Annotated in this window: 14 protein-coding genes; 1 reads left to right on the top strand and 13 read right to left on the bottom strand. The window is 46.4% G+C overall.

Features of this window, described 5'->3' with window-relative positions:
- Positions 1-26 precede the first annotated feature (26 nt).
- The 10 genes from J2Z28_RS11505 to J2Z28_RS11460 all read right to left on the bottom strand — a co-directional run bounded on the left by J2Z28_RS11505 (position 27) and on the right by J2Z28_RS11460 (position 7,126).
- Positions 27-767 carry a metallophosphoesterase family protein gene (locus tag J2Z28_RS11505; protein WP_211082587.1) on the bottom strand — a complete coding sequence of 247 codons (741 nt, stop codon included), beginning with the start codon at positions 765-767 and terminating at the stop codon, positions 27-29.
- Positions 764-1,708 carry a GNAT family N-acetyltransferase gene (locus J2Z28_RS11500; protein WP_211082586.1) on the bottom strand — a complete coding sequence of 315 codons (945 nt, stop codon included), beginning with the start codon at positions 1,706-1,708 and terminating at the stop codon, positions 764-766. Before J2Z28_RS11500 ends, J2Z28_RS11505 begins: the two co-directional genes overlap by 4 nt.
- Positions 1,709-1,784: 76 nt before the next feature.
- Entirely contained in the window at positions 1,785-2,132 is a 348-nt protein-coding gene (locus J2Z28_RS11495; RefSeq protein WP_244988237.1) for a hypothetical protein, read from the bottom strand.
- Positions 2,129-2,866 (bottom strand): DUF1361 domain-containing protein, encoded by a 738-nt coding sequence (locus J2Z28_RS11490; RefSeq protein WP_211082585.1) that lies wholly within the window; start codon positions 2,864-2,866, stop codon positions 2,129-2,131. Before J2Z28_RS11490 ends, J2Z28_RS11495 begins: the two co-directional genes overlap by 4 nt.
- 41 nt (positions 2,867-2,907) lie before the next feature.
- Complete coding sequence (locus J2Z28_RS11485) at positions 2,908-3,336, bottom strand: GNAT family N-acetyltransferase (RefSeq protein WP_211082584.1); 429 nt, start codon at positions 3,334-3,336, stop codon at positions 2,908-2,910.
- Between the two features lie 17 nt (positions 3,337-3,353).
- Complete coding sequence (locus tag J2Z28_RS11480; RefSeq protein WP_211082583.1) at positions 3,354-3,809, bottom strand: GNAT family N-acetyltransferase; 456 nt, start codon at positions 3,807-3,809, stop codon at positions 3,354-3,356.
- Between the two features lie 26 nt (positions 3,810-3,835).
- Positions 3,836-4,246: a GNAT family N-acetyltransferase gene (locus J2Z28_RS11475; protein WP_211082582.1), complete on the bottom strand. Its 411-nt coding sequence runs from the start codon at positions 4,244-4,246 to the stop codon at positions 3,836-3,838.
- 128 nt (positions 4,247-4,374) lie between these two features.
- Positions 4,375-5,601 (bottom strand): amidohydrolase, encoded by a 1,227-nt coding sequence (locus tag J2Z28_RS11470; RefSeq protein WP_211082581.1) that lies wholly within the window; start codon positions 5,599-5,601, stop codon positions 4,375-4,377.
- A gap of 223 nt (positions 5,602-5,824) precedes the next feature.
- Positions 5,825-6,379 (bottom strand): methylated-DNA--[protein]-cysteine S-methyltransferase, encoded by a 555-nt coding sequence (locus tag J2Z28_RS11465; protein WP_211082580.1) that lies wholly within the window; start codon positions 6,377-6,379, stop codon positions 5,825-5,827.
- Positions 6,380-6,421: 42 nt separating this feature from the next.
- Positions 6,422-7,126: a DNA alkylation repair protein gene (locus J2Z28_RS11460; protein WP_211082579.1), complete on the bottom strand. Its 705-nt coding sequence runs from the start codon at positions 7,124-7,126 to the stop codon at positions 6,422-6,424.
- A 190-nt stretch (positions 7,127-7,316) separates the two neighbouring features.
- Between J2Z28_RS11460 and mgtE the strand changes: the two genes are divergently transcribed.
- Positions 7,317-8,687, top strand: a complete 1,371-nt coding sequence (gene mgtE / locus J2Z28_RS11455) for a magnesium transporter (protein ID WP_211082578.1) — start codon at positions 7,317-7,319, stop codon at positions 8,685-8,687.
- Between the two features lie 69 nt (positions 8,688-8,756).
- On the opposite strand, the gene mmsB is transcribed toward mgtE, so the two are convergent.
- The 3 genes from mmsB to chvE are packed head-to-tail and all read right to left on the bottom strand — an operon-like array spanning position 8,757 to position 12,561.
- On the bottom strand, positions 8,757-9,920 hold the full coding sequence (gene mmsB, locus J2Z28_RS11450) for a multiple monosaccharide ABC transporter permease (RefSeq protein ID WP_036674453.1): 1,164 nt from the start codon (positions 9,918-9,920) through the stop codon (positions 8,757-8,759).
- Complete coding sequence (mmsA, locus tag J2Z28_RS11445) at positions 9,889-11,454, bottom strand: multiple monosaccharide ABC transporter ATP-binding protein (RefSeq protein ID WP_017686902.1); 1,566 nt, start codon at positions 11,452-11,454, stop codon at positions 9,889-9,891. Before mmsA ends, mmsB begins: the two co-directional genes overlap by 32 nt.
- Positions 11,455-11,475: 21 nt before the next feature.
- Complete coding sequence (chvE, locus tag J2Z28_RS11440) at positions 11,476-12,561, bottom strand: multiple monosaccharide ABC transporter substrate-binding protein (RefSeq protein ID WP_211082577.1); 1,086 nt, start codon at positions 12,559-12,561, stop codon at positions 11,476-11,478.
- Between the last annotated feature and the right edge of the window lie 108 nt (positions 12,562-12,669).

The following is a 12,669-nucleotide window of genomic DNA, read 5'->3' as shown; positions in this document are numbered from 1 at the left end:
CTCCTTTCCAAAGTAGCAGCACATTGCTACGAACGTTCACTGTCCTCTCTTTCCAACTGATTTCCATGGAATGCCTTCAAAATAAAAGCCCGATCCGGAACGTTCAACCGTTCATACGATTGTAGATACTCTCTATTGTCATATGGAACGCCAATGAATTTCACATTCAGTTTGCCCTCTTGGAGATCCACGATCCCGTATCTGGCAATAGCAAGATCGTTACAGCCTAAAGCGCCCGGATTCATATATACTCTTTGATCTGTCTTATAATAATGAAGAATATGATAATGACCAAAACAAACCAAATCATGGGCCGTCCCCTGATATATTGCATCCAATTTGGTTCCGGATGGTTCTTTATCGATGACATCCAGCTTGTCGTTGTTCATATGATAGTGAGTCAAAAGGAACCGATGTCCTTCTACCTCTTTTTCAACAAATTTCGGTAGAGCTTGTATTCTCTTGATCGATTCTGCACTTAGATGTTGACCAATCCATTCGTGATGTTCGGCTATGCCTTTATGCCCTTCTAATGGCCCCTTATTTTGGAGCAAACTCAATACGGCCTCTTCGTGATTCCCTGAGATCGCTATCATATTTTTACGACTGTACAACATCTCGATTACTTCATTGGAGTAAGGGCCAATACCGATCATATCCCCCAAGCAAAATGTATGCTCAATGTCTTCTCTGGAATCGATATCAGCCAATACCGCTTGAAGCGCAGGAAAATTCCCATGAATATCGGTTAAGATGGCAACCTTCATTGTGATTCCTCCTCAGGAATATACATCGTCTGAATCTCCTGCACACCCGGAATAAAGCCCAGATTCAGATACACGGACTCCGCATCATTTCCTTGCATCACATACAATCGCAGCACGGGATACTGACCCTTAAGCGCATTCAAAGCTCTCTGTAACATCAGTGTAGCAAGCCCTCTTCCTCTATATGCCGGCCGAACCCCTATGCTATATACGGCAGCCTGATTATCCTGCAGACAAAGACGACAGTTGGCAATAAGCTGCCCCGTTTCCTTATCGTATACAAGTGTAGATGCCTGAGTTAGAATCTCATTCGTATAATTAGGGTCATCATTTGGAATAAAATCTGCAAGCGTGGTATGTTTTCTTCGTGTAGCTTCAAGACTTCCTGCAAAACTCTCCAGGTCACATTGAGCAATCTCATCTTCATTCACATATTTTCTATTGCCGGTTTCACTTTCAATAATCTCTGGACTCTTCACGGTTACCCTGCTGTCCCATTCGATTTCAAAATGATCTGTAGGCCGCTGCATCCAGCGACATCTGAACTCTACTGGCCAGAATCCAGCTCTTGCGTATAGATCAACTTGGTCTGGAAGAATCTCAAAGGTCAGAATGCGTTTGGTGCGATCCGACCACTGTAATAATTTATGCTTCAGAAGCTTCAATACCTCAAAGCACTGCTGGAATGGCGGGACAAAAAACAAATGATACATCCGGTTAGGCTCCATTCTCACGCCACCTATTTTGCTTTCCCCCTTGTAAATCCAGTAGGCACTGATCTTGGAAGAACTGAACTCTTCTTCCCTGAAAAATCCGACATAACGCATATCATAATAAACCGTGCAATATAATCCCCATTCGGCAAAATCAGCTTTGCGAATCGAATATTCATCCGACAGATCATATTGAAGAATATCTGTAGACCACTCAGTTAAACCCATACGTAATTCCTCCTCAGTTTTAATTCAATGGCAAGCAATCAAATCATTTTTCTATACGCCACCCCGTGAACATGAATTAACACATGCTGTGCCTCCATACGTTCGAAGAAATCCAACATGTCCTTAAACGGATTCTCGAAATACGAAGACTACCAAGGAAAACCTCTAATGTCTGCCCTGTTTCTGTATTCTTGAACATACAATGCTCGCCGTGAACATCAAAATACCAATTTCCCGTTAATTCTTCTTCTCCGTAGATTACATCCGCATTGGTCAGCAAATGGTACGCACCTTCGAGAATTTCCGTCCGATCAGGCTGATCGGTTTCCAATATCAGTTGGTCGATCAATTGCCGCGCGATTCTTTGGTACATATCCATCACAGCCAATAATTCTTCCGTGATTTCCTGCGTTATCACCTTCATAATTTCAGATCCTTTGCCCTTTCAAATGAAGATGAACTGTTAGACCTTGCGGTTAGCAAAGATACGATAACGTAGCCAAAAAGTTGAACCGTAAATACAATGACGACAAACTCAACCATTATGCTGTTCGCTGCATTAAAATCATTCACAAGATCCACAAAGATCTTCCCAGGTCGGGATAATACATCCCACGAATTCCACCGATTAAATCTACCAATGTAGACCCCTATACTGCTCAATAGCAAAATAACACCGACAACCATCATACTAATGTACCTATTAACTAATTTGTTTAACATGCCATGGATTTGAATGATCGAACAAGTCGAGAGCAGCAATCCGATGATCGCTACGGCAAACGTCAAGGTGAGTCCATACCAAAAATCAATATTAACCCAAAATCTAACCTCCCCTTGAGCATCAAAATATCTGAATGAATGCAGAATCTCCGTAAAAAGATAGGCCGCATTGGGCAGAAAAAAGAGCCATACTCCACACATCAGCCCCATACATATCATGCACGTTGTGGTTAATTTCTTATTGAATATGTATCTAATGCAGGATGAGATGATGAATGGTACCCATGCCAGGAACATATCCCAACTTAAAAATCGATACATATTCGTATCTGTTTGGGCACGTAAATACATCACAACACCTAGACAACAAAGAGTAGCCACGAGCAAGGTAACGATGAGTCGGAGATCTTGAACTGGATGTTTGTTATCTTTCATTTCTTTGCTTCTACTTCCTTTTCCTTGATGAATGTTATAAGTTATAAATACTTTTTAAATGCCTTGCTGGATTCTCCGTTGTACCCCAATTTCGTATAAAAGTGATGTGCTTCGTTTCTGGATGATCCGCTCGTAAGAAACAACTTCACACAATTTTTCTGCTCACATACATGCTCTATATGTTTCATCAATTCAGATCCATATCCCTTGCTCTGCACATGTTCCGTAATGATAACCCGCTCAACTACGCCGAATGGTCTATTTTCCACCAAAGCATCCAGACAAATATGTAAATGAGCCGTTCCGATTACCTGATCACCCAGTTCATACACGAACAAGAAACTGTTTGGGTTATTCCGAACTTCTTCAATCCGTTCTGCCAGTACCTTCGTGTTTAAGTTGTTCGGCAATAATTCTGTATACAGCCTTTCAATAACCGCTGCATCCCTAGCTTCTGCCTCTCTTATCATCAAGCTTGCCCTCCCTGTTACCTCACTTGATAACTTAAAATGATATCACCGTTGTCTTCAAACTCACCCGTTTCTTGAAACCCGCAACGCTTATACAGCGCATTTGCCGCAATGTTATGCGGAACATGGGATACCCTGATTTGCTGGCAGTCACTTCTCTCTTGCAACATACGAATCACTTCTTGAATAGCAAGTTTACCGTAACCCTTCCCCTGGTACTTCTCGTCAATCATGAAGCGCAGAATCCAGTAATACCCGTCATTGTAGATCTCGTTATCAAATAAAATAAAACCAACCATCTGATCCTCTGCCAAAATGCCGTATGGTTTGGACGTAATCTCCTTCGTCGCATGAATCAATGAATCTGCATTGCTTGCGACCAAATCCAGCTGATCTTCCCGTGGTTTAAGGTAGATGCACATAAGTTCATTTTCTTTGGTTATAGGTTGTAACGTCACTTGCTCTATATCCACAATCATCTCTCCTTGCAGCTTATTTACTAAATTTTCTTGATTAACATAATCTCCAGAGGTTGTGTATCCAGCAACAGAGCCCCTGCATCAACATACCCCAGCTTTCGATAGAAATGTTGGGCATGTTCGTCTGATTGTGTTGAAGTCATCACCGTATCGAAGCCTTGTTGCTTCATTAAATTTTCCCAGTGATGCACCACTTTTTTTCCATATCCGCCGTTTCGATAGGGTTCATCAATCCAGATCATATTCATGAAGGGAAGGTTGTCCCAAAAGTAACCGTACCTCATCCATCCAACTCTTGATCCCTCTTCCTCGTCCCATAGGATGAATACTTCTTTCTCACTAATCTTCGTTTTCACAAGTGGCTGATGGATATGCCGATCTCTTTCAATGATATAGTCGTAGTCAGCTTCCGTTGCATACTCAATCTTCATTTGTATTACTCCCTTCATTAACTACGTCCATCATAACCCAGAATGTGGTATATGCGAACAGTTCTTTCCTCTTTTTCTCCCATGCCAAAAAACCACGGTTTCCCGTGGCTTCACCCGCTCTATTTTCCTCAATCCGCTGTTGATCCGCTGATCAATTGCCCCTTGTACCATACGGCCTGCCGCGCAGATCGCCGTGCAACGGCTTCCGCCGAACAACTCGCATGCACCAATACAAAACTCGCGGTGTCGCCTACCTTCGGCCAGACTTGTTCCCCTTGTGAATCCAGCGGTGTAATACCCCCTGTTACCCATGCCAAAGATTGAGACAAGGACAGTTCGTCACTATATCCGTACAGTTCTGCGAATCGTCCCGCTTTCTCAAGCATATCCCCATTACCAAAAGGAGACCAATGATCCGTCAGGCTGTCTGTGGCCAGCTTCACATTCACGCCCATACGGTGGAGCATGGGAAGAGGCATCATCGTTCTGCCAATGGGCACCGTGGAAGCAATGCTCATCCCGAGCGAGGCCATTCGCTGCGCCATGTCTTCTGCTTCCTGCTGCTCTGCGCGGGCGAACCAGAACGCATGACTTACCGTAACTTTACCCTGAAGCCCTGCTGCTTCGGTCAGATTCGCGAGCTCCAGCAGCGTTTGTTTGCCAGCCTGCCCGCCATCATGCAGATGAATATCTATGCCCGCCTGGTGCTGAACAGCCAGTTCAACCATGGCGTTCAGTGATTTCTCGATCTGTTCGTCCACCGTATGAGGATCAAGTCCGCCCACATGTGTTGCCCCTTCCTTCATCGCTTGGCCCATAAGCTCCACTGAATGGGAGCGAAGCAGTCCATGCTGCGGGAAAGCCACGATCTCCGAAGAGATTTTGCCCGTAAATGATTCCAGAGCCTGCCGCGTCGCTTCCAGTCTTTTCAAGCCACTGACGGGTTCAATATTGCAATGACTACGTACATGAGTCGAGCCGTACCCCTGGATCAAGGTCAGAATACTCTCCGCTTGACGCTTCGCATTTGGTAGCAACTTGGGCAACAGAACCTTCTCTTCTTCAATACGTTCGAAAATACTGGAGATACGTTTAACCGCTGTCCACGGCCCATCGTAGTACGTTTTATCCAGATGAATATGTGCCTCCTCGAACGAAGGCAGCAGCAGAAGTCCCTTGCCATCTACTTGTGGGAGATCGCTAGACAGCGGGTTGTTTCCTTCCACAATCTCCGCAAGCACTCCATCTTCAATCCGCAGATGAGCGGGGCTTGTCCGTGTCCCCGTCACCTGTTCCCCCTCCCGAACATACCCCCGCTCCACAGTCACGTTTGTTAACCAATAAGCCTGCTTCATTATGTCATCCCTCTTTTCTTACCCGGCATTACGTCCCCCGGATCCTGATTGTTAATCTATGATCCATGGTACCATACGGTTTCACCGGGCAAAAACACGTAAAACGTTGGTGTTCCATATGCGGAACGTTTGTATTACGCTACCTTAATACATGCAAAAAAACAGGCACAATGAAGTGCCTGCCCTGTCCATATCACCTTAATCTTCTATGTTCCCTCTTCCATTAAAAATGAAACCGCGCATGCCCTCCATCGGTCACGCCTTCAATCTGTTCGATATCCAGCAGTCTGCGCTTCATCTCCAAACCTCCCCGGAACCCGGTCAGCTTGCGATTAGCCCCAATAATGCGGTGGCAGGGTAGCAGAACCGGAATTGGATTGGCCCCATTTGCAGCACCAACCGCTCGCACAGCCGATGGTCTTCCAATCGCAGCAGCTATATCACCATAGGTCCGAATTTCACCGTAAGGCACACGCCCTAGCTCTCTCCATACCTCCTGCTGGAAGTTCGTTCCGATCAAGTCCAGTGGGATTGCATCTGTATAAGCCATCGGTTCCCCTGCAAAATAGGACTGCAACCAGTCCATCATACCTGTCCGTTTCAGAGCAGGTTCGTTCTCTTCCAGTTCCACGCCAGGTGCAACTTTCTGTATCCAGCCATTCCAGTCCTCCAGTGTTTCGTTGGGCATGACCACTCGGCACAATCCCTGTTCCGTAGCGAGCAGCACCCATGGACGACCGTCCAACTGCATCGTAGTGTACATCAACTTTTTTCTCATTCGTTTACCGCCCTCTCCCTGGTGGAATGCTTAATGCTAGAACTAGGAGGTAACCTGCTTCTTCACCTTACGTTTCATACTGCGGATCATCTGCTTGCTCTCCGGATCAACGCGATAAGACTCCGTGATTTTCTGAAGTGCCTTATTATACGTAAAATCGTCCAAGGTATTATGCTTCAGATAGCGCATGGTCACTTCAGGTTGTTTCACATAAGCCATTGAGATGGCCCAAGCAACTGCCATTTTCACATAATACGCCTCGTGCCTAATCTGATCCAATGCGGATAGAACCTGATCGATATATCTCTCATCCAGATAAAAATTCAACAGCATTACCACACCAAACCGGATCTCATATTCCTGCTCTGATCTCAGATAGGGCTGCAAGAACGCCCACATGGGCTCCGAATGAACCTTCGTATATTTCAGTCCCGCACAGAAGCTGTCACACACCGACCAGTTGTCAATCTTCGGTACAAATGTTTCAATTACCTTTAACAGTTCGTCCAGATCTGCCTGTACATGTCCAATGACCATCGCTTGCAACATCACTTCTTCAAAATATTCATCCTCTGCCGTTTCCAGATACGTGCGCCAGTCCCCGGCGGCAAGTTGCTTGGCAATTTTTCGTAAGGCTGGCAACCTTACACCAAGTACATTCGTGATGTTGGGGATAAGTGCAGCCGAGAATTTCTGATATTCCAGCTCAACCATGCTGAGCAATTGTGTTCTGATATCTACTTCCACTAGCGCATGTCCTCCTTGTCTGTTGCTGTACAACAAGTATATCCTTGCAGCGGCTTTTTGTAAGCCTATATCGAATGTTTGAGCAAGATTACAATATCATTTTGGGACTCTCATTTTTTCTCCATTTGTTTAATTCCCAACCCATTTCGTTTAAAAATATGAAGCTGACCGAATAGAAAGGAGTGTCGATATGAACGGACCTCATACCAAGAAAGATTTCTCTGTGGAGGAGATCACCGAACAACTCGTGCAACATGTACAATCCCGGAACCTTCCCGATTTCTATAAATTGGTGAAAGAACTGCATCCCTACGACCTCTCACTTGTATATAAAAAGTTCCCTGAAGAAGAAACCAATCGGTTTCTTCTCCTGTTCAAACCTGATGCTCTGGCGGATCTCGCCGAGACCTTGAAGCTGCACGAACAGATTCAACTGTTTGAACGACTTGGGCCGGAACGAACACTTGAAGTCATGCAGCAGATGGACAAAAGTGATCTGATCCGGTTCATGCACGATTTACCCGCCAAACGCAGAGAAGAATTGCTGTCCAACATGAACCTGGATCACTCTGCCATTATCCGATCCGTGCTTAATTATCCGCCGGAGACGGCAGGACGCATCATGACAGATCAATATCGGACCCTGCTCGCTCATGAGACAGCCAAGGAAGCCTTACGACAATCGCAAGGTACCATGCATATTTCAGCCTCCAGTTATCTCTATGTAACCGATAATGAAGGCAAACTGGTCGGTGTCGTGAGTTATCGATCCCTCGCCTTGGCTGACGATAAGACCCAGGTTGAAGAACTGATGACCCGGCGGGTGATCCATGCAACGGTGGATATGGACCAGGAAGAAGCAGCACAGCTTCTGCAGCGTTATGAGTTCATTGCACTTCCGGTGGTGGATGAAAATCACAGGTTATGCGGTATCATTCAGATGGATGATGTCATCGATATTATTATGGATGAAGCCAGTGAAGATTTGGCCAAGATGGGGGGCGGTAGCAAGGATATCGACTTTGATACCAAACCACTCGTGGCCGTCAGACGCAGACTTCCCTGGCTCATCCTATTACTGTTCATCGGCCTAATCTCGGGAAGTATCGTGGATTATTTCGAGGATACACTGAATCAGGTGGTGGCACTTGCTTTCTTCATGCCCATGATCGCCGGTATGACCGGTAACACAGGAACGCAGTCTCTGGCTGTTGTGGTACGCGGACTGATCGGACGCAAACTCGACAAAGCCACCGTACTCGCACTGATTGGTCGGGAGATCAAGGTAGGCACCATGATTGGCTTGGTATGTGGATTGCTGATCACTGTCATCGCTTATTTCTGGCAAGGAGACTGGCTGCTGGGCGCGATTATTGGGGTATCTCTGTTCCTCACTCTTGTCATTGGTACACTGACCGGTACATGCATCCCGCTTCTACTTAGTCGTTTCAAAGTCGACCCAGCTGTTGCCTCTGGCCCGTTAATCACCACATTGAATGATATCTTGTCCCTGTTTATCTATTTTGGAATCGCCACACGTTTCCTCGATGCCTTGATGTAAATGAGTTGAGCATACAGCAAAACAGACCTGATCCTGAGATCAAGGTCTGTTTTTTCATTTTATCCAGTGTTACGCTGATCTTTTATTTTTATTATAGATATCAAACGCTACCGCGAGCAGCAGTACCAATCCCTTAATCCCCTGCTGCCAGTCAATACCGAGACCAATCAGGGACATCCCGTTATTCAGCACACCCATAACCAAACCACCGATGATGGCACCAAATACCGTACCTATGCCCCCTGAAGCGGAAGCACCACCGATAAAGCAGGCTGCAATGGCATCCAGCTCGAAGTTGGTACCTGCTCTTGGTGTAGCCGCATTCAGACGTGCGGCGAAGATCAACCCGGATACCGCGGCAAGTGTACCCATGTTCACGAAAACCCAGAAAGTTACCTTTTTTGTTTTGACTCCGGACAGACCTGCGGCCTTCTCATTACCTCCAAGCGCATACACATGCCGTCCCATGACAGTACGATTCATAACGAAGGAGTACACAACGATCAGGACAAACAGCAGCACCAGAATATTCGGAATACCTGCATAACTTGCGAGTACAAACGTAAACAGATTCGTCACGACAGCCACCACAATCAACTTGAGCAAGAACAGTCCCTGTGACACGACCTCGAATCCATATTTTCGCTGGGAACGGCGTTCCCGCAGTTCATTGACGATGTACCAGACGGTGAGCACAAGACCCACAATGATAGATACCAGACCGAAGCCTGAGAATTGAATGTCCGCCAGGAAGCCAGAGCTTATTTTCTGGAAACCACCCGGAAAAGGAGAGATCGATTGCCCCTCCAGGACAATCATCGTCAAGCCGCGGAACAGCAGCATACCTGCCAGCGTCACGATAAATGCCGGAATCCGTACATACGCGATCCAGAAGCCTTGCCATGCACCGATCAAAGCGCCAACCAGCAAAGAAGCGATGACTGCAAGCCAAGCCGGAAGCTGCCAATCAACCATCATAATCGCGGCAACAGCACCAACAAAGGCTGCAATGGAACCAACAGACAGGTCAATATGCCCGGTAATGATGACCAGCACCATTCCGATCGCCAGTACCAAAATGTAACTGTTCTGCAAAATCAAATTTGTAATATTAATCGGCTTAAGCAACAGCCCGCCTGTAAGTACCTCGAACAAAAGCATAATCACTACCAGGGCAATAATCATGCCGTATTGACGGATATTATTTTTGAACAGCTTTGTTATCATTTCCATGCTTGCCGCCTCCAGACTTGGTCATATATCTCATCAACGTTTCCTGCGATGCTTGCTCCCGGCTGACTTCACCGGTGATTCGCCCGGCATTCATCACATAGATCCGGTCACACAGGCCAAGAACCTCCGGAAGCTCGGATGAGATTACCAGTACACCCTTGCCTTCAGCAGCAAGCCGATGAATAATCGTATAGATTTCGAATTTCGCTCCCACATCAATACCGCGGGTAGGTTCATCCAGGATAAGAATATCTGGTCCGGCAAAAATCCATTTGCTGAGCACCACTTTTTGCTGGTTGCCTCCACTCAGATTACCGGTCTTCTGCAAAATACTTGGTGCTTTGATATTCATGCTTTTCTTCATCTCTTCCGCTACCAGCACTTCTTCGCGCTCGTTTACTACCGCGTTTCGCGTCAGCTTGCTCAGACCCGTTAAGGAAATATTACGCTTGATGTCATCCATCAGAATGAGTCCGTATTCCTTGCGGTCTTCTGTCACGTAAGCAAAGCCATTCTGAATGGCCTCCGTGACGGTATTGTTGTGGATCGGTTTACCATTCTTAATGAGTTGCCCCGAAATATTCCGGCCATAGGATTTGCCAAAGATACTCATGGCAAGCTCGGTACGCCCAGCGCCCATCAGCCCGGCAATACCTACAATCTCACCACGTCTGATATTCATATGGATCTGATCCAGTACTTTCCGCTCGGCATGATGTTCGTGATATACCGTCCAGTCCTTTACCTCAAGGATAACTTCACCTATGGTGGCATGACGCTCCGGATAACGGCTGGTGAGATCACGTCCTACCATTCCGCTAATAATCCGGTCCTCGGTCACTTTTTCCTTCTTCATATCCAACGTCTCAATTGTCTTGCCATCCCGTAAAATAGTCACCGAATCGGATACCTTGGATACCTCATTCAGCTTGTGTGAGATCAGGATACAGGCGATGCCCTGTTTCTTGAATTCCAGCATCAATTGCAGCAGATTTTCACTGTCGTCCTCGTTCAGCGCAGCGGTTGGCTCATCCAGAATAAGCAGCCGAACCTTTTTGGAGAGCGCTTTCGCAATTTCGACCAGTTGCTGCTTGCCTACCCCGATGCTGGATACCAGCGTGTTTGGATTTTCGCTCAGTCCCACCTTCGAGAGCAACTCCCGTGTACCTACAAAAGTTTCCTTCCAGTTGACAATTCCTCTGCTGGCACGCTCATTGCCCAGATATATATTTTCCGCGATTGAAAGGTAGGGGATCAGGGCCAACTCCTGATGGATAATGACGATTCCCAGATCCTCGCTCTGCTTGATATCCTTGAACTCACAATTTTTGCCCTGAAATAAAATGTCGCCTTCATACGTGCCATGTGGATATACACCACTCAGTACCTTCATCAACGTAGATTTACCTGCGCCATTTTCACCACATATGGAATGAATTTCGCCTTCACGGACTTTCAGATTGACATTTTCCAGCGCTTTGACGCCAGGAAAGGTTTTGGTGATGTTTTTCATTTCCAGAATGATTCCGGCCATGGGATGTGCTCCTTTCATTTATTATTTCAGTCCGATTTCTTCCTTCGTGTAATACTGTGTACCAACGATATCCTGCTCCACATTTGTACGGTCCACCGAGATGGGATCCAAGAGATACGCCGGAACAACCTCAATTCCGTTGTTATATGATGTTGTATCATTAACTTCCGCCTGTTTTCCTTGCAAAATACTATTGGCCATCTCTACCGTCTTCTCCGCTAGCTTCCGTGTATCCTTGAACACCGTCTGCGTCTGTTCCCCGGCCACAATGGACTTAATCGAGGCAAGTTCGGCATCCTGTCCTGTAATAACGGGCAGCGGTTTGTTCGAAGTACCGTAACCAATCCCTTTCAAGGATGAGATGATACCAATACTGATTCCATCATAAGGAGATAATACTGCATCCAGATTATCACCCGAGTAATAAGCACTCAGCAGGTTATCCATCCGTGACTGGGCCAATGCACCGTCCCAGCGCAAGGTTGCAATCTGGGCCATCGCCATCTGCTTGCTCCGTACCACCAGTTTGCCGGAATCGATGTACGGCTTCAGCACAGACATCGCACCGTCAAAGAAGAAATAGGCGTTATTATCATCAGGAGAGCCACCAAACAGCTCCATGTTATACGGTCCTTTTCCAGCCTTGAGCCCAAGCTTTTGTTCGATGTAGGAGGCTTGAAGCACACCCACCTTAAAATTGTCGAACGTGGCGTAATAGGTCAAATAGGGCGTATTGCGAATAAGCCGATCATACGAGATCACTTGTATCCCTTCGTTATGCGCCTTCTTGATTACATCCGTTAATGTGTTGCCATCCACGGACGCGATGACCATCACATCCACACCTTTGGTGATCATGTTTTCAATCTGCGAAATCTGATTCTCGACCACATCCTCAGCATACTGAAGATCGGTTTTGTACCCCTGCTCCTGAAACAGACGGACCATGTTCTCCCCGTCTCCCACCCATCGTTCTGATGATTTGGTTGGCATTGATATACCGACATATCCCTTTTCCTTGCTGCCTGGCCCACTCTCTGCCAGATTGCAGGCCGAGAGCATCAAGGTCATCACCAGAAGCCAGATGAGCATTGCTCCTTTTTTCATATGAAGTTCCCCCTTTCCTCACGTCAACCGGTTCTGAATGAGTTATAAGATAACGCTTACAATGCATGTAGTGCATCCTGTTGCTTGCTGTTCCTATCTGAGACCAAT

The sequence above is a fragment of the Paenibacillus xylanexedens genome (genome assembly GCF_017874615.1).
Classification (GTDB): domain Bacteria; phylum Bacillota; class Bacilli; order Paenibacillales; family Paenibacillaceae; genus Paenibacillus; species Paenibacillus xylanexedens.
Note: the sequence above shows the minus strand (reverse complement) of the source record. Positions and strands in the feature narration are given on the sequence as shown.